This window comes from Caldicoprobacter guelmensis, from assembly GCF_016908415.1.
In the GTDB taxonomy this organism is placed as follows: domain Bacteria; phylum Bacillota; class Clostridia; order Caldicoprobacterales; family Caldicoprobacteraceae; genus Caldicoprobacter; species Caldicoprobacter guelmensis.
In genome coordinates this window covers 61,547-81,877 of record NZ_JAFBDW010000003.1, presented here as the reverse complement: position 1 = coordinate 81,877, position 20,331 = coordinate 61,547, and the positions used below count along the sequence as shown (strand labels likewise).

14 protein-coding genes and 1 pseudogene are annotated in these 20,331 nt (G+C 43.0%); 12 read left to right on the top strand and 3 right to left on the bottom strand.

What is annotated here, in order from left to right:
• Positions 1 to 221: 221 nt before the first annotated feature.
• From purE to purD, 7 genes are all read left to right on the top strand, one after another.
• The gene (purE, locus tag JOD02_RS04825; protein ID WP_204487485.1) at positions 222 to 728 is read left to right on the top strand and encodes a 5-(carboxyamino)imidazole ribonucleotide mutase; all 507 of its coding nucleotides are present in this window, start codon (positions 222 to 224) and stop codon (positions 726 to 728) included.
• Positions 715 to 1,431: a phosphoribosylaminoimidazolesuccinocarboxamide synthase gene (gene purC / locus JOD02_RS04820; protein ID WP_204487484.1), complete on the top strand. Its 717-nt coding sequence runs from the start codon at positions 715 to 717 to the stop codon at positions 1,429 to 1,431. The genes purE and purC overlap by 14 nt, the downstream gene beginning before the upstream one ends.
• A gap of 226 nt (positions 1,432 to 1,657) precedes the next feature.
• Positions 1,658 to 3,061, top strand: coding sequence for an amidophosphoribosyltransferase (purF, locus tag JOD02_RS04815; protein WP_204487483.1), 1,404 nt, complete (start codon positions 1,658 to 1,660; stop codon positions 3,059 to 3,061).
• A gap of 254 nt (positions 3,062 to 3,315) precedes the next feature.
• Positions 3,316 to 4,344, top strand: a complete 1,029-nt coding sequence (gene purM, locus JOD02_RS04810) for a phosphoribosylformylglycinamidine cyclo-ligase (protein WP_204487482.1) — start codon at positions 3,316 to 3,318, stop codon at positions 4,342 to 4,344.
• A complete protein-coding gene (purN, locus tag JOD02_RS04805) occupies positions 4,341 to 4,964 on the top strand; it encodes a phosphoribosylglycinamide formyltransferase (RefSeq protein ID WP_204487479.1) in 624 nt (207 codons plus the stop codon). Before purM ends, purN begins: the two co-directional genes overlap by 4 nt.
• A gap of 128 nt (positions 4,965 to 5,092) precedes the next feature.
• A complete protein-coding gene (gene purH, locus JOD02_RS04800) occupies positions 5,093 to 6,640 on the top strand; it encodes a bifunctional phosphoribosylaminoimidazolecarboxamide formyltransferase/IMP cyclohydrolase (RefSeq protein WP_204487476.1) in 1,548 nt (515 codons plus the stop codon).
• A 268-nt stretch (positions 6,641 to 6,908) separates the two neighbouring features.
• Positions 6,909 to 8,168 carry a phosphoribosylamine--glycine ligase gene (gene purD / locus JOD02_RS04795; protein ID WP_204487472.1) on the top strand — a complete coding sequence of 420 codons (1,260 nt, stop codon included), beginning with the start codon at positions 6,909 to 6,911 and terminating at the stop codon, positions 8,166 to 8,168.
• Positions 8,169 to 8,320: 152 nt separating this feature from the next.
• Here the strand turns inward: purD and JOD02_RS04790 are convergent, their stop codons facing one another.
• Positions 8,321 to 9,118, bottom strand: coding sequence for a polysaccharide deacetylase family protein (locus JOD02_RS04790; protein WP_204487469.1), 798 nt, complete (start codon positions 9,116 to 9,118; stop codon positions 8,321 to 8,323).
• A 28-nt stretch (positions 9,119 to 9,146) separates the two neighbouring features.
• Positions 9,147 to 10,189: pseudogene (locus JOD02_RS04785) on the bottom strand (sialate O-acetylesterase); the annotation flags it as partial.
• Between the two features lie 561 nt (positions 10,190 to 10,750).
• Here JOD02_RS04785 and JOD02_RS04775 point away from each other — a divergent pair.
• On the top strand, positions 10,751 to 12,220 hold the full coding sequence (locus JOD02_RS04775; protein WP_204487460.1) for a DUF5060 domain-containing protein: 1,470 nt from the start codon (positions 10,751 to 10,753) through the stop codon (positions 12,218 to 12,220).
• A gap of 132 nt (positions 12,221 to 12,352) precedes the next feature.
• Here JOD02_RS04775 and JOD02_RS04770 read toward each other — a convergent pair whose 3' ends face one another.
• Complete coding sequence (locus tag JOD02_RS04770; protein WP_204487459.1) at positions 12,353 to 13,612, bottom strand: IS110 family transposase; 1,260 nt, start codon at positions 13,610 to 13,612, stop codon at positions 12,353 to 12,355.
• A gap of 457 nt (positions 13,613 to 14,069) precedes the next feature.
• On the opposite strand from JOD02_RS04770, the gene JOD02_RS04765 reads away from it, so the two are divergent.
• The 4 genes from JOD02_RS04765 to JOD02_RS04750 all read left to right on the top strand — a co-directional run bounded on the left by JOD02_RS04765 (position 14,070) and on the right by JOD02_RS04750 (position 20,326).
• Positions 14,070 to 15,425: an ABC transporter substrate-binding protein gene (locus JOD02_RS04765; protein ID WP_204487451.1), complete on the top strand. Its 1,356-nt coding sequence runs from the start codon at positions 14,070 to 14,072 to the stop codon at positions 15,423 to 15,425.
• A gap of 146 nt (positions 15,426 to 15,571) precedes the next feature.
• Entirely contained in the window at positions 15,572 to 18,472 is a 2,901-nt protein-coding gene (locus JOD02_RS04760; RefSeq protein WP_204487448.1) for an extracellular solute-binding protein, read from the top strand.
• A 58-nt stretch (positions 18,473 to 18,530) separates the two neighbouring features.
• Entirely contained in the window at positions 18,531 to 19,448 is a 918-nt protein-coding gene (locus JOD02_RS11895; protein WP_394355748.1) for a carbohydrate ABC transporter permease, read from the top strand.
• Positions 19,449 to 19,450: 2 nt separating this feature from the next.
• Positions 19,451 to 20,326: a carbohydrate ABC transporter permease gene (locus JOD02_RS04750; protein WP_243426356.1), complete on the top strand. Its 876-nt coding sequence runs from the start codon at positions 19,451 to 19,453 to the stop codon at positions 20,324 to 20,326.
• The last annotated feature ends 5 nt before the right edge of the window (positions 20,327 to 20,331 follow it).

Here is a 20,331-nt window from a genome sequence, read left to right as displayed (position 1 = left end):
TGTTGACATTAGATTTGGATTCTGTTAATATAATATTAAAAAGAGCGAATGATATTTTTGAGTAGCATTGTATTGCACTTTTCTTTGTTTTAATAGGTATATAGATTATAAAGGTTGATCCTGTCTATACATCCGTGATAGGGATGCTGAAGTGCACGTCGCAGTATATGATAAGCAAGGCTGAAGCGGCGGCATATGTGATAGCGAGGAGGAGGATGCAGATGCCTAAAGTCGGAATTATAATGGGAAGCATATCGGATTTGGAAGTGGTAAACGGCGCTAAAAAGGTTTTAGAAGGTTTTGGGATAGAAGTGGAGATGCGTGTGCTTTCGGCTCACCGTACGCCCGTTGAAGCTGCCCGGTATGCTCAGGATGCAGAGAAAAACGGCATAGAGGTATTGATAGCCGCTGCCGGTAAGGCAGCTCATCTGCCGGGGGTCTTAGCGGCTTATACCACTCTGCCGGTCATCGGTTTGCCTGTTAAATCTTCTACCCTGGATGGATTGGATTCGCTATTGTCTATCGTCCAGATGCCGTCTGGTGTGCCGGTTGCGACGGTGGCCATTAACGGGAGTGAGAATGCCGCACTGCTGGCCGTACAGATGCTGGCTTTGCGTTACAGCTACCTGGCCGATAAGCTGAAAGAATACAAACAACACATGGCCCAGCAGGTACTTGAACAGGACCAAAAGCTTCAAAAGGAGGTTATGTGCCGTGAAAAAGCTTGAGCAGCTTTATGAAGGTAAGGCCAAAAAGGTGTATGCCACAGATGACCCAAACTATGTCATTGTAGAGTACAAGGATGATGCTACGGCTTTCAATGGATTGAAGAGGGGTACTATTGTCGGAAAAGGCGTAGTCAACAACAAGGTTTCCAACCACCTGTTTCAGCTTCTTGAAAAGCGTGGCATTCCCACCCATTACGTACAAGAACTGAACGATAGGGAGACCCTTGTGAAGAAAGTTCAGATAATACCTGTAGAAGTCATCGTGCGCAACAGGGCTGCTGGCAGCCTTTCCAAGCGTTTGGGGCTTCCCGAGGGTACAAAGCTTAAGACTACTGTCCTCGAATACTGTTACAAAAACGATGAGCTGGGCGACCCAATGGTTAATGAGTATCACATATATGCCATGGAGCTGGCTACCAAAGAAGAGATGGACAAGATCGCCAATATGTCGCTTAAGGTGAACCAAATCTTATCGGATTATCTCAAAGATGTCAATGTGGAGCTTATCGATTTCAAGCTGGAATTCGGCCGTTTCAACGGTGAAGTCATACTGGCCGATGAGATATCGCCCGATACTTGCCGTTTCTGGGATACCCGTACAGGCGAGAAGCTCGATAAAGACAGATTTAGAAGGGATCTGGGCAATGTTGAGGAGGCATATCAGGAGATACTCAATCGGCTGATGGGCAAATCTGTTGAATGACGCAAAATTGGCATAGACTGTGTGCGTAATTTTTTAGGTATCTCCCGTGAAGGGGAGTAGTGGCCGTGTGGCGCGGCCCGCGGTCGTGTCATACCGATTGGGATGGCACGGCGTCGCCGAACTCAAGTACGAGGGTAACCTTATGTGTACATCCGCTTGAGGATGCCCCTCAATTCATTGAGGGGAGGACGTCACTAGTGATACTCAGATAGAAGGATGATGAGAAATGCATCCCAGGGATATATTATTAGCGGACAAATTGAACGAGGAATGTGGAGTTTTTGGCATATTTGATCAAGAGGGATTAGCTGTCCAGGAGATAACCTATTACGGGCTTTATGCCCTGCAGCACAGAGGCCAGGAAAGCGCTGGCATTGCGGTAGCTGACGGCCATACCATACGCTATCATAAAGCCAGGGGGCTTGTGCCCGAGGTGTTTAATGAGGAGACACTGGGTGCACTGCAAGGCGGTAAGATTGCCATAGGACATGTGCGTTATCCTACTTATGGGGATACCAGTTTGTATAATGCTCAGCCGTTGGTCATCAAATACAAAAAGGGATTTCTGGCTTTAGCGCATAATGGGAATCTGGTGAACGCAGAGATGCTTCGTAATGAGCTAGAAGAGGCGGGCGCGGTTTTTCAAACCTCGGTGGACAGTGAGGTCATAGCAAACCTCATTGCTAGGCATATCGATGAAGAGCTGGAGACTGCCATACAGAATACCATGTCAAAACTAAAAGGGGCGTATGCCCTGCTTTTGATGACGGAGGATAAGCTTATTGCCGTCAGGGATCCTTACGGGATGAGGCCTTTGGCCCTGGGCAGGATCGGTCATTCATATGTGTTGGCATCTGAATCGTGTGCCTTTGATGCGGTGGATGCTGAGTTTATACGGGATGTCAAGCCGGGTGAGATAATAATCATTTCGCAGGATGGGCTGAGAAGCATACAGACACCTGTGCCGCTTAAATCCGGGCTGTGCGTTTTTGAATTCATCTATTTTGCGAGGACTGACAGCACTATAGATGGTGTTAGCGTGTATACAGCAAGGAAAGAGGCGGGCAAGATACTGGCAGCCGAACATCCAGCCGACGCTGATCTGGTGATAGGTGTGCCCGATTCGGGAACCACTGCTGCCCTTGGGTATGCCGAAGCCTCGGGTATTCCATTTGGCGAAGGGCTTATCAAAAACAGGTACGTCGGCAGAACTTTTATAAAGCCCAGCCAGGCTGTACGCGAACAAGGAGTAAGGATCAAGCTCAATGCCTTGAGAAAAATCGTTAAAGGCAAGCGTATAGTCATGATAGACGATTCCATAGTGAGGGGTACCACCAGCAAGAAGATAGTGGAGATGCTCAGGCTTGCCGGTGCCAAAGAGGTCCACATGCGCATAAGCTCACCACCTGTCCGCTTTCCCTGCTATTTCGGCATCGATACCCCTACCAAGGAACACCTCATTGGCGCTAAATACAGCGTTGAAGAGATATGCCGTATAATAGGCGCCGATTCGCTGGGGTATCTGAGCATTGAGGGATTGCTCAAGACGGTGGAGGGTAGCGGTTGTGACTTCTGCTTGGGATGCTTTACGGGTGAATACCCCATGGCAATAGAATTAAAGGACGAATAACGGCTATGGATGAATGATAGGACAAAGGCTTGTTTTGTGCATAGATTAAAATGTTGCCTTGTGTGTAATGTGTGCTAGAATGTAACGCTGTCATGGAATAGTTAAGTGAAGTTGGGACGGCTTGGATAAACGTTGCTTGGTCATGAAACAGAAACTTGAGACTTCAGTTATTGGGTGTTTCACTGGATATGTGCTATTATAGTGAACGAAAATAAATAATGAACAGCTGGCGGTGGCGAAAGGGGTAAAAGCATATGGGCTATACTTACAAGGATGCCGGCGTTGATGTTGAAGCCGGATATAAAGCTGTCAGGCTGATGAAGGAGTTTGTGAGAAAAACTTATGACAAAAACGTAATAGGTGATATAGGTAGTTTTGGAGGACTTTATTCTTTGGATTTAGGAGATATAACACAGCCTGTACTGGTGGCCGGGACTGACGGTGTAGGCACCAAGTTGCAGCTAGCCTTTATAATGGATAAGCACGATACCATCGGTCAGGACTGCGTGGCCATGTGCGTTAACGATGTGGTGTGTCACGGAGCCAGGCCTTTATTCTTTCTTGACTACATAGCGACGGGCAGGCTGAGGGCCGAAAAAGTGGCGCAGATAGTAAAGGGTGTTGCGGATGGGTGCATAGAGGCAGGCTGTGCCCTCATAGGCGGTGAGACTGCCGAGATGCCCGGGTTTTACAAGGAGGAAGAATACGATATTGCAGGTTTTGCGGTTGGAATAGTGGATCGACCGAAAATAATAGACGGGTCCGCTGTCCAGGAAGGCGATGTGCTTATCGGTTTGGCTTCCTCAGGCGTACACAGCAACGGCTATTCCCTGGTTAGAAGGTTAGTGCTTTATGACAAATACCGCCTTGATGAGAAGTATGATGTGCTGGGGTGTACAGTGGGAGAGGAGCTTTTAAAGCCCACTCGCATATACGTAAAGGGCGTTCTCAACGTGCTGAAGCGATATCGAGTGAAGGGAATTGCCCATATAACCGGTGGAGGGTTTATTGAAAATATACCCCGGGTTTTGCCTGAAGGCCTTGTAGCCGAAGTCCAACTGGGGAGCTGGCCTGTTCTGCCCATATTTGAGCTCATCAAACGTTGGGGCGATATAGAAGACAGAGAGATGTTCAATACTTTTAATATGGGGATAGGCATGGTGCTGATATGTAGTCCCGAAGATGTGGATGGCGTTGTTAACCAGCTGAAAATTGATGGTTATCCTTCTTATGTGATCGGCAGGGTTGTAAAGGGAAGCGGCGGGGTGGTGTTTATCCAGTGACGCGTATAGGTGTCTTGATTTCGGGAAGCGGTACAAACCTTCAGGCGCTGATCGATGCCATTGAGGCCGGCCGCATACCCGATGCGAAAATCGTAGTGGTCATATCCAATCGCAGCTCGGCTTACGGCCTTGAAAGGGCCAAAGCCCATGGCATCCCTGCCGAATGCATATTGAAAAAGGATTTTGAAGATGAGGCGGCTTTCAATAGAGCGATACTGGAGCGGCTTAAATTTTATAGCGTGGATTTGGTGGTGCTGGCGGGGTATTTGAGCATTCTATCTCCTGAGGTTGTACGGGCTTACCCAAATCGGATCATCAACATACATCCATCTCTTATCCCTGCTTTTTGTGGGAAAGGATTTTATGGAGAGAGGGTGCACCGCGCGGTCTTGGATTATGGGGTAAAGGTGACGGGTGCAACGGTACATTTTGTAGATGAGGGCACCGATACCGGGCCGATAATACTCCAGCGTCCCGTTGAAGTAAAGGATGACGATGATGTGCACTCGCTGGCCGCAAGGGTACTGGAAGTGGAACACCAGCTTCTGCCTGAGGCAGTCAGGCTGTTTGTGGAAGGGAAGCTTGTGGTTGAGGGACGCAAGGTAAGGATTTTGGAATGATATTTGGATTGAATGAAAGCGGAGTTGAAGGGACCAAGGTTTGTTAAATGGGGCAACATAAGAAAGTGCGTATTTAGAAGCATTATGTGGTAATGGTTACAAAAGGTAAGCAAGGAGTGGATAGGCGTATGAAAAGGCGTGCCATAATAAGCGTGTCGGATAAAACCGGCATTGTAGAGTTTGCCAGGGTGCTGAACGGTATGGGGGTGGAGATAGTATCCACCGGCGGAACTGCCAAGACATTGGCTAAAGCTGGAATTCCCGTAATAAACGTGAGTGATGTCACGGGTTTTCCTGAGTGCCTGGATGGCAGAGTAAAAACGCTGCACCCTGCCATTCACGCCGGAGTGCTTGCTATAAGAAGCAACGAGCAGCACATGAAACAGCTTGAGTCTCTGAGCATCCAGCCCATCGATTTCGTGGTCATCAACCTGTATCCTTTCAAACAGACTATACTCAAGGGCGATGTGAAGCTTGAAGAAGCCATAGAGAACATAGATATTGGCGGGCCGACCTTGCTCAGGGCGGCTGCTAAGAATTATCAGGATGTGACGGTGGTTGTGGACCCTGCCGATTATGCCGTAGTGCTTGATGAACTACAAAGATATGGCGAAGTGTCACAGGAAACCAAATTTAAGCTGGCAGTCAAGGTGTTTGAACATACAGCACATTATGATGCGCTCATTGCCGATTATCTGAGAAAGCAGGTTAAGGATGCAGGTTTTCCTGAGCTTCTCACTCTTACTTACGAGAAGGTGCAGGACCTGCGTTATGGGGAAAATCCGCATCAAAGAGCGGTGTTTTACAGAGAAGTGCTGCCGGTGCCGGGTAGCCTAACAGGGGCCAGGCAGCTCCATGGCAAGGAGCTTTCCTTCAATAACATCAACGATACCAACGGGGCTTTGGACCTCTTGAGGGAGTTCGATGAACCTACCGTGGTGGCTGTAAAACACGCCAATCCCTGCGGTGTGGCCAGCGCTCCGACCATATATGAGGCTTACATGAAGGCGTATGAGGCTGACCCAGTGTCCATATTCGGCGGAATAGTGGTGGCGAATCGCCAAATAGACGCACAGACCGCAGCAGAGATAAACAAGATATTCATAGAGATCGTGGTAGCGCCTTCATATACCGACGAGGCTCTGGAAATATTGAAGAGGAAGAAAAACATTCGCATACTGCAGCTTGAGAATATCTCGGCAAGACCCCCAAGAGGAATTTGGGATACGCGCAAGGTGCTGGGTGGTTTGTTGGTACAGGACCTGGATACAGAGCTTTTGCCCGATATGTCTCAGCTTAAAGTGGTAACAGAGAAAAAGCCCACAGATGCCGAGATGGAAGACCTGATATTTGCATGGAAGGTGGTAAAGCATACTAAGTCCAATGGCATCGCCATAGCCAAGAACAAGCAGTCATTAGGGATAGGTCCGGGTCAGGTTAACCGCATCTGGGCAGTGGAGCAGGCGATACAGAGAAGTGGGGATAAGGTGAAAGGTGCAGTGCTGGCATCTGACGCGTTTTTCCCGTTCCCTGACTGCGTGGAGGCCGCTGTAAAGGCCGGCATTTCGGCCATAATTCAGCCAGGTGGGTCAATAAGGGACCAGGAGTCCATTGACGCCTGCAACAAGTATGGGATTGCTATGGTATTTACTGGAATGAGGCATTTCAAACACTAAATTAGATGCTTAACGGGGATTGGAATGTTGTATAGTATATGATGTCACTTGGCTTGGTTGAATTAGTGCTGTTATGTGCCTATATTGACTCGATGTGCAGCATAAAACTGTAATCCGGTGTCATAACTAAGCATAATATTAAGTTGCATCATCTATAGTGAGACTTAAGTATCAGGTAGTTGCTATACAGTGCAGAAATTGCATTTGGGATATAAGTAGGCAAACATGATTTTGACGGTAAAAGTTGACGGTAAATGGGGTGAAATTGATGAAGATATTGGTTGTAGGTGGCGGGGGACGTGAGCACGCCCTGGTGTGGAAAATAAGTCAGAGCCCAAGGGTTTCAAAGATTTACTGCGCACCGGGTAATGGCGGTATATCGGAGCTCGCCGAGTGCGTCAATATACCTGCCACCGATGTGGAGGGAATAGTCCGCTTTGCAAAGCAAAACGATATAGATTTAACCGTTGTGGCGCCCGATGACCCTCTGGCCATGGGAATGGTGGATGCTCTTCAGACCGAAGGCCTCCGGGCTTTTGGTCCTACTCGGAATGCTGCCATGATAGAGAGCAGCAAGGTGTTTGCCAAAAACCTTATGCAGAAGTATGGAATTCCTACAGCAAAGTACAGAGTTTTCGATAATTACGACCAAGCGGTCAAATACGTGGAGCAAATAGAATATCCTGTCGTCATAAAAGCCGAGGGGCTGGCACTTGGCAAAGGTGTTGTAATTGCCAGTGATGTTTGTGAGGCAAAAGAAGCGCTAAAAGCTATGATGGTGGATAAGGTATTTGGTCAGGCTGGTCTGCGTGTGGTCATTGAAGAGCACCTGACCGGTCCTGAAGTTTCAGTATTGGCTTTTACAGATGGCAGAACCGTCATACCCATGGTCAGCGCCCAGGACCACAAAAGGGCATACGATGGAGACCAGGGTCCCAATACGGGAGGGATGGGGGCTTTCTCGCCAAGCCGCGTATATACACCCGACATAGCAAGGGAAGTGGAGGACTGCATAATCAGGCCCACCATAAAGGCCATGGTTGAGGAGGGAAGGCCCTTTAAAGGGGTGTTGTATTTTGGTTTGATGCTTACCGAGCAGGGACCTCGAGTGCTGGAATATAACGCCAGATTTGGTGATCCAGAGACACAGGTGGTTTTGCCCCGCCTTAAGACCGATATAGTGGATATTTTTGAAGCGGTGATCGATGAACGGCTTGATGAGATAAACATCGAATGGGAGGACAATGCAGCCGTCTGTGTAGTTCTAGCATCAGGAGGTTATCCCAAATCCTACAAGACGGGATATGAGATTTCAGGTATTGAGGAGGTATTAAAAGACCCCGATATAATAGTGTTTCATGCAGGCACCAAGAAGATTGATGGAAAATACTATACAAATGGGGGCAGGGTGCTGGGCGTAACGGCCATTGCAAAGGACCTGGATACTGCTATACAGAAGGCTTATCAAAATGTGGAGAAGATACATTTTGAGAATATGCATTACCGTAAGGATATAGGTAGGAAATGAGGCGGTAGTTAATATTGTGTAGTCTTGCTAATGCAGAAATAAATAGGGAAAAGAAATGAGGCGGTGTTGAAGTGGCTTTAGACGTTTATGGTATTTTTATTCCCCCATTCCGCCTCTCGACATAATTCCTACTTCATTTTTGTCCTACTATCCTACAGTCTAACAGTCTGACCGCTTTTGATCTCAATGGGCTGATCGTCTACTCTTAACCAAACAGATACAGCTGTGGGGTTGTATACTATATCCCCCTTTGCCGAAAATTCAAGAGCTCTCAACGCTTTTATGTATCTCATTATCTCAACGTTAGTTGCATACCAGATATTTTCCCTGTTCGACATAAGCTTGCAAAAATCTTCTATAAGCTGCCAGTTGTTCTCCCTTTCAAATTCAAAGCTGTGTCCCCATACATACATGAGTTTTAACTTCCCTTTATATTTATAGTCCAAAAACCTCCGTCCCATTTCCATTAAATTATCATTATGGTGGCAGGTTGGCGACCAGGTTAAAAAGTTATCTGGGATACGAAAATCATGATGTGATGTAACAGTCCTTGCGTATTCAATACCAAGCCCAGGCAGCATATCTACAATCTTCTGATTGTATACTCCAAAAGGATAGGACATCCCTTTTACCGGATACCCAACCAGGGACTCCAGAGCTTTTCTGTCTTCGATTATTTCTTCTACTACAGCTTCAATAGGTATACAATTTAAGAACGGATGGGTTCTTGTATGAACTGATACCTCATGCCCATTATACAGCCGTGCGACTTCATCTGGCGAAACAAAAAGCTCTTTCCCGAGATTCCCCGAGTTTAAATGAAAAGTCCCTTTTATTCCGTACGCGTTAAAAATTTCAACAAGCCTCCTGTCAAATATTTGTCCATCGTCGTAGCTCATGGTCAAAGCTTTTGTTTTTCCGTGAGGGAACAAATCAAATTTGATATTCATCTTTATCACCTCGATATTAAACTGTATTTTATTCTTCAGTGGTAAAGGGTGACGCCGGCAAACCTTCTTTATTGTATAAATTGGCTCCCTCTGGATTATCCGCCCATGCGTACCGTACTGCAACAGGATTTAGGACATTATCGTGCCAGACCACAACCCTGTCATTTTCTATGACCGCCTTTGCCCATACAAACTTTTTATCTCTACTGGCTATTGCAAAGTGCTTTAGCTCGCCGCCACCTTTTGCAATCAATCCGTTGCCTGTATTTGAAAACTCAATTATCACCCTGTTTCCTTCCACCTTCATTGATTTGTAAAGTGGGCCTGAAGCCACCAGGTCTTTTTCGCCATACGCAAGCTTTCGAGCAAGCAGCGCAAGCTTCTCTCCCACATCTTTTTTATTTAACGGGTGCAGGTCATTCCACTCGCCCAAATCAATGGCAACGGCCATGCCTGTATTGGGAACGTCCAGCGCCTTTCGCTGTTCTTCCCTGAGCTCGGCCCACTTGCTTTCGGAAGGCTGCTCTTTTGCCTCCATAAAGTTTGCCAGCTGCACATAAAGAAACGGAAAATCGTCCTGCCCCCATTTCTTCCTCCAGTCCGCTATCATGGCAGAAAACTTCTTGCTGTATCTTTTTGGATTATCGGTGTTGGATTCGCCCTGGTACCATATAACGCCTTTGATGCCGTAGTTTAAAAGCGGCGCGATCATGCCGTTAAACAAACCTGTCGGCTTATACTGAAAGAAGGTTACAGGCGGCAACGGTTCATTCACTGCCGTTCCCACCCTGCGCTGCCATTCTCCTTCCAGGTTAATTTCCTGACCATCGCCGAAAAGCCTGTATATTTTGCCCTTTATGAATTCGCCGTTACCGTCGTTGCTTATAACCCTTAAGACAATTAATTTTTACCTGCTTTGAGAAGACCTGCGGAAACCCCGTATTTTCTCGGAGGATAACGATATGAAGTGGAACCTACTAAAACGCCGTTAATGTACGTCCAATCGCTGTCCACTATCGTACCCATATAAAGCTTTGCAGGTTTGCCAGCCATAAAAGCAGGCACGTCGATTTATCAGTCGAGGCAATCTGAGTGCCATAGTCAATCCCTTCTTTGGAATTTGTTTATATAGCAGGCTAATGCATTTACATACTTTACCCGGTGGATTCCAACAAATACGTCAGCCTTTACTTCATGTAAATTTTATTTAATAAAATAATTACTGCCTGCGTTTAATACTCTTTACGATTTGCTTAAATTTTAACATGCCCGTATAAAAATAACAAGAGTTTACAATTTAACTTTGACAAAAACCATCATTACTTTTCCTTAAAAAAGTGTTGCATTTAATATTGCAATTTTTCAAAAAATCCAATTTCTGCAAGTTTCTTTAAAAATTTGATTATTTTATTGGTTCCTGTTATAATTAAGTTATCAAACATTGATGTTACCCTTTTTGTTTTTTGTGATAATTTAATTATAACAAAGGATGACATAAATGTTTTAATTTTTATATACCTTATACTTTTTTATGTGGTGATTTATTTCTGTGATTTTACTCCTTTATAGATGGAAAGACGCAGTTAAGAGAGTAATTTTTACAAAAACAAGATTGGAGGAGTGATGTATATAATGTCTAAATTTATTTATCCTAAAACAGTTGAGAAGTGGTGTGTCTTTGAAGTAACTGTAAAGGGGCCTTCTGATGGAAATCCTTTTATAGATTATAAGATGAGAGGAACATTTCATAGTAAAAATGAAACAAAAACTGTGGAGGGTTTTTATGACGGTGATGGTATATATAAAGTTCGATTTATGCCTTCTTTTGAAGGGAAATATAGATTTGCCGTTGAAGTAAATTTTTCTGATAAAGTATATGAAGGCGAGTTTACGGTTACTCCAGCATCAAAAAATAATCATGGTCCTGTAAGAGTAGCAAATACTTATCATTTTGCTTATGAAGATGGTACACCGTATTATCCAATTGGTACCACATGTTATGCTTGGGTACACCAAAAAATGGAATTACAAGAAAAGACTTTAGAAACGCTTAAAGACAGCGTATTTAATAAAGTTCGTTTTTGTATATTTCCAAAACATTATCTCTATAACTTAAATGAGCCGTTAACATATCCCTATGAAGGAACTCCATGTGATAGTTCTTTTTTAAATGAAGAAAATTTTAGCTTTTCACAGGAATTTAAAGGTAATAGTTGGGATTTTAAGCGTTTTAATCCCAAACATTTCCAATTGATAGAAAAGCGTATTCAAGATTTAATGGATTTGGGAATCGAAGCAGATTTAATACTTTGGCATCCATACGATCGATGGGGTTTCAGTAAGATGAGTAAGGAAGAAGATGATTTATATTTAAATTATGTTATTGCTCGTTTTGCTGCTTATAGAAATGTATGGTGGTCACTTGCAAATGAATATGATTTACTTAAAACTAAAACTTTACAAGATTGGGAACGATTTGCTTCTATAATTTGCGAAAAAGATCCGTATAATCATTTGAGATCTATACATAATTGTATGGCACTTTATGATTTTTCAAGGCCTTGGGTCACACATTGTAGTATTCAAAGAATTGATGTATATAAAACTACTGAGTATGTTGATGAATGGAGAACACGATTTAAAAAACCAGTTATATTTGATGAACTAGGTTATGAAGGAGATATTGATCAAGGATGGGGTAACCTTACAGGACAGGAGGTAGTGAGGCGTTTTTGGGAGGCTGTATGTCGTGGCGGTTATGCTACCCATGGAGAAACTTTTGTTAATCCAGAAAATATTTTATGGTGGAGTCATGGCGGCAAACTTCGTGGAGAAAGTGCTGAGCGTTTAAAGTTTCTATATAAAATCCTATGTGAGACACCTGGACATGGTCTAAGGCCACATAGATTATCATGGGATGAAGTCGTTGCCGTACCTGATACGCCGTTGAACATGGGTGAATACTATTTAATATATTACGGTTTTAATCGTCCTAGTTTTAGAAGATTTTATTTTGATGACAATACAAAATATAAAGTGGAAATTATTGACACATGGAATATGACTATCACGGATGCAGGAATTTATAAAGTAATTCGGTAATATGTCAAGGGGGGATTCAAAAAAAGTTGAAAATTTTTTAGCGATTTAAACCTAAAAAAGGGCATAGCAAAGCTAACCATCATCCAAAGGAGATGGTAATAATTAACATAAATGTAAATTAGGAAGTCGGTTTTAGTTTAAACTAACATCTCCTTTCCTGGCGGATGGATTGTAAAGTTTTTCATCGCGCAGCAGAGCGAAGACTAACCTTACCGCCTTACGGGCTGTAAGCACCAAAGCCCTCTTATGATGATGGGTCTTGCTTTCGTTGTACTTGCGAGAGTAATAGTCAGCAAATTCGGGTAAATACTTCCTGAGCTGTTCTGCGGCCTGTATGAAGTAGTATCTGAGGTAGTGGTTCCCAGTCTTTCTGATAAAAGTATCATCAGCAGTAAAGTCTCCAGACTGGTATTCAGACCAATACAGACCTGCAAATTTGGCCAAAGCGTTATCGTTCTCGAAGCGAGAAATGCCCCCTATTTCAGATATAAGGCCAGCAGCCAGGACGGGACCAATACCTTTGACTGAAGTTAAGCACAGGAACTCGTTTTTAAAAAGGGGCAGCTCCTTTTCAATGGCTTTATCCACAGCTTTGATTTGCTTTTCCAGAGCCTTTACGTTTTCAAGGCAGGATTTAAGCACAAAGCTTAGTGAGTTATCCACAGAAGCGTTAAGCCTGTAAGATTTTGCAGCTGCCTCTTTTAAGGCTTTAGCGGTGGCCAGTGGACATTCAAAATGCTTTTTGCCATGTTCCATAATAAAATCAATGAGTTCATCAAGCGATCGAGTCGCAATATCCTCTACGGTAAGAAACTCATGGAACAGTTCTGTAGCGGAGGCCCCGAAGTTGTTAGAGAAAACCTTGTCCTGGCATATAGCACTGAATTTAAGAAACAGATTGCTCAGGTAGTAGGATTTTTCCCGAGCCAGGTTTTCCACAAGGTGATACCTGTAGCGAGTAAGCCTTTGGAGAGCAAGGTATCTAAAATCCACAGGGCACGACTTGGGTAGCCTACCGAAACGAAGTCTTTCTGCGATGGTGTTGGCATCCACCCAATCATTTTTAGGGAGATTGCCCAGGGACTTTTTGAAGTTTTCAATGAGTTTGGGGTTAAAGCAAATAATGTGAGGGTGATAAGGCTTAAGCTGTGGGGAATCAGCCAATAGATGCTGTATATGCCAGCCATACACTGAAGTAGATTCAAGGCCGATGAACAGGGTATCAACAGCTAAAGCCTTACAGCACCTGAGTATAGTATCTATAAGGATATCAGCCCCAACTTGGTCATTGGTGACTGAGAAAGGTTTGACGACTTCAACCCCATTCTGGTCGATGATAGATACCTTGTAATCCTTAAGGCTGAGGTCAAGGCCTACAAAGAGCTTATTCACATTTAACACCTCCTTTCTGGGGGGAGTGACAAGGTAAAGGATATTTGGGATAACCCTAGCAACCAGGTTATATAACAGCCTCGCGGTATTAGCTCTTAGCAATACAGGCTTTAGTCTCCTGCTGCCGAGAACCTGTACTACGACAAAGCAGAATTCGAGTTAGAAACGGCAAACCTGGTGTAGGGACCATACTTTCTTGAGCAGTCGAGCTGCAAGGGAGGCAAAGCCTGTCCCAGATATCTTTACCAGATAATCATGCTACAGGTTATCCCAAAAGTAAAGAGTTTTTTTGCCGTCTATGGGAGACGGCGCCATATACCACCGTTTGTGATTGGTGAGTATATGGATTAGGGTTGAGGTGCCATTCAAAAGCTTGCAGCGAGCTTTGAATGGGGAATAAGATATGGTGGGTTAATTACCAGTTAATAACTGGTAAAATAAATGGCCTAAAAGCTAATTGATTTGTTGTTTACAAACACTATTATACGAGGAGAGCAGTACAGTCAAGGACGAGGTAACAGAAAAGCCGGCAGAAGAAAAGCCAACTGAAGAAAAGCCGGCGGAAGAAAAACCAACCGAAGAAAAGCCGGTTGAAGAATCAAAAGCAACACCTGAAATGGATTTTGACCTAGGTGGGCGGACCATTAAAGTTGTAGCATGGTGGGATATGTCAATTACAGGCGAAGACCCTGCTAGTGTAAAAAGGAGAGAAAATTTAGAGGCTTTAATGAAAAAGCACAACTTTAAAATTGAATATCAGGCAATTGATTACGGTGAATATCATGACAAATTGATTGCTTCTTTAATGGCAGGTCAGCCAATTGGCGATATTGTCCGAATAGGAAAGTCTTTCATGATTCCAACGCTGGTAAAACAGGATTTCTTCTGGCCAATAGAGGAAGAATGGATTAAAAATGATAGGGTGTTTAATCAAAAATACACCAAAGAATTTTTCCAATACAAGGGCAAAGGTTATGCTTTTTCGAATGCTGCAGACATGGCGACAGGTATTATCTATAATAAGACTTTAATGAAGAAATTGGGATTAAAGCCACTTCAGCAATATGTAGATGAAGATAAATGGACATGGGATACGTTTATCGAGGTAGCAAAATCAGCCAATCGAGATACAGACAATGATGGTAAGATAGACACCTGGGGACTTGCATCAGGTGGATTCCTTGAACAAGCTCTGGCTGCCAATGAAACGGACTTAGTAGCTGGAGACAAACAAAATCTTGATGACCCAAGGGTAATTGAAGCTCTGAACTTCATTTCGCGGCTTCATACAGAAGGCGTTCCCAGGCCTTCGGAAGGTGGAGATTGGAGAGAACCACGGAATTTCTTTGTGCAAGGTAATACTCTGATGTACGCTGGGGCTGACTGGGAGATAGGTGGGCTTAAGAATGATATGCCAGATTATGAGCTTGGTTTTCTGCCGTTCCCTAAAGGGCCAAGTGCAAGTGGTTACCATGCTTGTGAACCACTCGTTCAAGCCATAGCAATCCCTAAGGCAGTATCCAATGCTCGGGAATTGGTGTATATTTGGGAGAAGATTTATGACATTCCTGACGAACTCCGTGAAGAGTATCCCAATCAAAATTGGTATGAGAGCCTTTTTGAAGATGAAGCAGATATAAACAATCTCAGGATGGCTGCGGCGGGTATGAGAATTACTGACCGCGCTTCATATCCATCTCTACCTTACTGGGACTTCCTTGGAGAACTGACCAGCGGAGTCTCGGTATCTACGTTAATTGAGAAATACAAGGCACCATTCCAGGCTGCAATTGATGAAGTGTGGAAGAAGTAAAAATTGAAAGTGTTATTATTAGAAGTCATAATTGAAAAGTCGGTCCCCGTTGGAATATTTCCAGGGGGCCGACTATTTACTCAATTTTAATAATTATATTTGAAAATGTGAAAGGAAGCACTGTTGACTGTAGGCGAGGTGATGAGATGAACATTGCAAAGAAAAAAACCACAATAATATTGGTTGTGCTCGCGATAATGGTTTTAACGTTGTGTTTACCTAATTTAACGTTAGCCAAGAAGGTTAATATGCTGTCAGTAGTAAAAGCAGACGACTCTGAGAGGGTACGGTTGTCTGATTTGTTGCAGGCAATTTCCGAATACTCTGATGAAAATGACTACGATCAATATTTGAAAACATATTCTAATTCTAATAGACCGAATCGCACTATAAGAATTGAAGGAGAGGAATATATAGAAACAAAGGGTGGCAATTTTGAAATTGTAGATAATTATATGGGGCTTAATGAAGAAGCTGTTTTGACTCCCGAGAGTGGTACTATTAGTTGGAAGATAAGAATTGAAGAAGCAGGGCTGTATAATATACGCATTCATTATTTCCCGGTTGAGGGGAAGAGTGCGGCTATAGAGAGGGCAATATTAATTAATGGTAAGACACCATTCAAAGAGGCAGAGTTAGTATTGTTTGATCGAGTATGGGGCAATCGTGATGCGGAAATCAAGAGAGATGACAGAGGAAACGACTTACGCCCACTTCAAGTTGAAAAGCCGACATGGATATTAGCGCCAATAGTGGACAAAACGAGTTACTATGAGGAGCCATATTTGTTCTATTTTGATAAAGGAGATCAAATTATTTCCTTAGTCTCTCTAAGGGAGCCTATGGCTATAGACTATATTGAGTTGTATAGAGAAGAACAAATAAAAACTTATGAGCAAGTTAAAAAGACTTATGAAGAGGAAGGATTAAAGCCTACGCAGAATCATTTAATAATGGTTCAAGCAGAGTCAGCAATCGCTAAATCTTCACCAACGCTTTATCCTATATCAGATAGGTCTAGTCCTTCAGTCATCCCTTATCATGTGTCTAAGATCAGAATGAATGCAATTGGAGGTTATAACTGGAGGTTACCTGGACAGTGGATAGAGTGGAAAGTTGAGGTTCCGGAGGATGGCTTGTATTGTATTGCATTAAAGCGCAAACAGGATCAGCTTCGTGGAATATATGCCACCCGTAGCCTCATGATAGATGGTAAATATCCATTTGAGGAAATGAAACGGATTCGATTCAATTTTAATCGCCAATGGCAAATGGATGTGCTGGGTGATGAGGAGCCTTATTTGTTTTACCTTACAAAAGGAACTCATCGAATACGTTTAATCGTTACATTGGGGGATATAGCGCCGCTTATCAAAATAATAGAAAACAGCGTGTTAAAGTTAAATGAAGTGTATAGAAAGGTTGTCATGATTACATCAACCAATCCTGACCCATACCGTGATTATCAGTTAGAAAAGCGGATACCTAATTTGTTAGAAACATTAAGTGAACAAGCTGAAATAATTCAAAAAGTAGCAGACTATTTGTTGCAATTGACCGGTGAAAAAAGTGATAAAGTTGTGCCTCTTTATAACCTTGTAACTCAATTACAGGACATAGTCAAGCGACCTGAGACTTTGCCGCGGAGGTTGGATACTTTTAAAGTAAATGTAGGTGCGTTGGGGACATGGCTTCTTACTGTCAAAGAGCAACCGTTGACTCTTGATTACTTGATTGTGTTCTCACCAGGTCAAAAACTTCCAAATGCAGAAGCAAGTTTCTGGCAGAGGCTAAAACATGAAATAGGTTCGTATTTTGCATCATATGTTGAGGATTATTCTATTGTTGGCAACGTTGGAGAAACTGATAGATCCATTACAGTATGGATCACAACCGGTCGTGATCAGGCTCAGACGATAAAAGCGATGATTGACGATACATTTACACCAGAAAAAAATATCTCGGTAAAATTGAGGTTAGTGCCTAGTAACATCTTGTTGCCAGCCACATTAGCAGGCCAAGGGCCGGATGTGGCAATGCAGGTTGGTGAGGACATACCGGTTAATTATGGTATGAGAAATGCGGTAGTAGATTTAACACAATTTGAGGATTTTGAAGAAGTGGCAAGTCGATTTCATGAAAGTGCACTACTGCCCTATAGATATGAAGGAGGAGTGTATGGCTTACCTGAGCAACAGGTATTTCCGGTGTTATTCTACAGAAAAGATATTCTTGAAGAGTTAGACTTGGAACCTCCTAAAACATGGGATGAGGTTTATTACATGATTGCTGTACTGAAAAAGCATAATCTGGATTTTTATCTGCCAGTTGATATGTCGGCTTATGCAATATTGTTGTATCAAAATGGGGGCGAGTTTTACGCTGATGGTGGAAAGAGAAGTGCCCTGGATTCTGAAATCGCAATTGACGTATTTAGAAGATGGACGCAGTTTTACACAAACTATAAATTGCCATTACAAGCCGATTTTGTTAACCGATTTAGGACTGGTGAAATTCCTATTGGGATAGCACCTTACAATACTTACAATACATTAGTAGTGTTTGCTCCAGAAATTAAAGGTTTATGGGATTTTACAGTTGTACCTGGTACAGTGCAATCAGATGGAACCGTAAGACATGATGTAGCAAGTTCAACGTCTGCTATAGTAATGATAAAAAATACAAAGGATAAAGAAGCAGCATGGGAATTCATGAAGTGGTGGACTGATAAAGAAACGCAGGTTCGTTTTGGTAGAGAGATGGAAGCGCTGATGGGAGAAGCTGCGCGTTATCCCACAGCAAACGTTGAAGCATTGGAGGAACTGCCATGGCCTGTTAAGGATTATCAAAATCTAAAAGAACAATGGAAATGGGTCAGGGGGATTCCGCAGGTGCCGGGTGGTTATTTCACAGGAAGGCATCTTGATAATGCTTTCAGAAAAGTAGTGAATAGTGGCGAGAATTACAGAGAAGCGCTATTGGACCATGTGATTTATATCAATGACGAAATTAAGATTAAACGGCAGGAGTTTAATCTACCGTATTAAAGGAAGGGAGTGGCGATTTTTGCGTGCAGAAAGCGTTGGAACCAGGCTTTTTTCTCCTATAAAATTAGAGAAACATTTTCAGTGGGTTGCTTTAAGGAGAGAGATATACAGAAATAGACATTATTATATATTAATGGCCCCATATATGATCATTTTCTTTATATTTACTGTGTTGCCTGTATTAGCTTCGTTGGGAATAAGTTTTACTTATTTTAATATGTTAGAACCGCCTCGTTTTATTGGATGGCAGAATTACTCCCGTTTATTTTTAAACGATGATGTTTTTCTGATAGCACTAAGAAATACTTTTTATTTCGCAATTATTACAGGGCCTGTAAGCTACATTGCGTGTTTCTTATTTGCGTGGATCATCAATGAACTACCGCCCAAGATTCGTGCATTTATGACGTTGGTATTTTATGCTCCATCAATATCAGGTAATGTATACTATATATGGCAAATTATATTTTCGGGTGATAAGTACGGCTATATAAATGGCTTTCTGATGAGGTTAGGGCTTACTCTTGAACCTATACAATGGCTTAAAGATGAGAGATATATTTTAAGCGTGCTAATCATTGTGCAGCTGTGGATGAGTCTTGGAACGAGTTTTCTTGCTTTTATAGCGGGTTTACAGACACTTGATAGGAGCTTGATTGAAGCTGGTGCAGTGGATGGTATAAAAAATAGATGGCAAGAGTTATGGTATATTGTATTGCCTTCAATGAGGCCGCAGCTGTTGTTTGGAGCCGTAATGCAAATCACCAGTTCTTTGGCCGTTGCAGATATTTCAGTGGCATTAGCGGGATTTCCAAGCGTCAATTATGCTGGGCATACGATTGTAACGCACCTTATGGATTACGGCTCAATCAGGTTTGAGATGGGATATGCATCTGCAATAGCAACCGTTCTTTTTATTATCATGCTGGGTACAAATCTTTTAACGCAAAAACTACTAAGAAAGATAGGTGGGTGAAAATGGCAATTAAGAGGATGTCAGCTTTTCGTCATCAGAAGCAACTAAATCGTTCATTTGCTGTTACGTTTATGTTATTTGTACTCCTTGCATTGTTTGGTGCATTTATGGCTTTACCATTGATATATACAATTAACAATGCTTTTAAGCCTTTAGACGAATTGTTTTTGTTTCCTCCCAGATTTTTTGTACGAAACCCTACTTTTGATAATTTTTACGATCTAGTGTATTTGATTGGAAATTCGTGGGTACCATTCTCTAGATATTTGTCAAACACAATCTTTATTACCTTATTAGGCACTGCTGGGCACGTGATATTCGCTTCTGCAGCAGCCTATCCGTTGGCAAAGTATAAATTCCCAGGCTCAAAGACTTTATCTACTATAGTAGTGTTGTCTTTGATGTTTTCGGGACACGTTACGGCTATTCCCAACTATATGATTATGTCCCGCTTAGGTTGGATAGATACACATGCATCTATAATAATCCCGGCGTGGGCTTTCCCACTCGGACTTTTTTTGATGAGGCAATTCATGGAACAGCTTCCGTCCTCTTTGTTAGAAGCAGCCAAAATGGATGGAGCAAGTGAGTATAGGATTTTCTGGCAAATTGTGATGCCCAACGTTAAGCCTGCTTGGTTGACCCTTATAATTCTGCGCCTTCCCTCACTCTGGGGGTCGGACGGTGGGAGTTTTATATACAGCGAAAATCTAAAAACCTTGAATTATGCATTGGGTCAGATTACGCAGGGAGGTATTGCAAGAGCGGGGGTAGGAGCTGCTATTGGTTTAGTACTTATGATAGTGCCCATTACCATGTTCATAATTTCACAGAGCAATGTCATACAAACGATGGCTACTTCTGGAATAAAAGACTAGAAGGG

Coding starts and splice junctions, on each gene's coding strand:
- purE (WP_204487485.1), top strand. CDS start 222: ATGCCTAAAGTCGGAATTATAATGGGAAGCATATCGGATTTGGAAGTG.
- purF (WP_204487483.1), top strand. CDS start 1,658: ATGCATCCCAGGGATATATTATTAGCGGACAAATTGAACGAGGAATGT.
- purM (WP_204487482.1), top strand. CDS start 3,316: ATGGGCTATACTTACAAGGATGCCGGCGTTGATGTTGAAGCCGGATAT.
- purH (WP_204487476.1), top strand. CDS start 5,093: ATGAAAAGGCGTGCCATAATAAGCGTGTCGGATAAAACCGGCATTGTA.
- purD (WP_204487472.1), top strand. CDS start 6,909: ATGAAGATATTGGTTGTAGGTGGCGGGGGACGTGAGCACGCCCTGGTG.
- JOD02_RS04790 (WP_204487469.1), bottom strand. CDS start 9,118: ATGAATATCAAATTTGATTTGTTCCCTCACGGAAAAACAAAAGCTTTG.
- JOD02_RS04775 (WP_204487460.1), top strand. CDS start 10,751: ATGTCTAAATTTATTTATCCTAAAACAGTTGAGAAGTGGTGTGTCTTT.
- JOD02_RS04760 (WP_204487448.1), top strand. CDS start 15,572: ATGAACATTGCAAAGAAAAAAACCACAATAATATTGGTTGTGCTCGCG.
- JOD02_RS04750 (WP_243426356.1), top strand. CDS start 19,451: ATGGCAATTAAGAGGATGTCAGCTTTTCGTCATCAGAAGCAACTAAAT.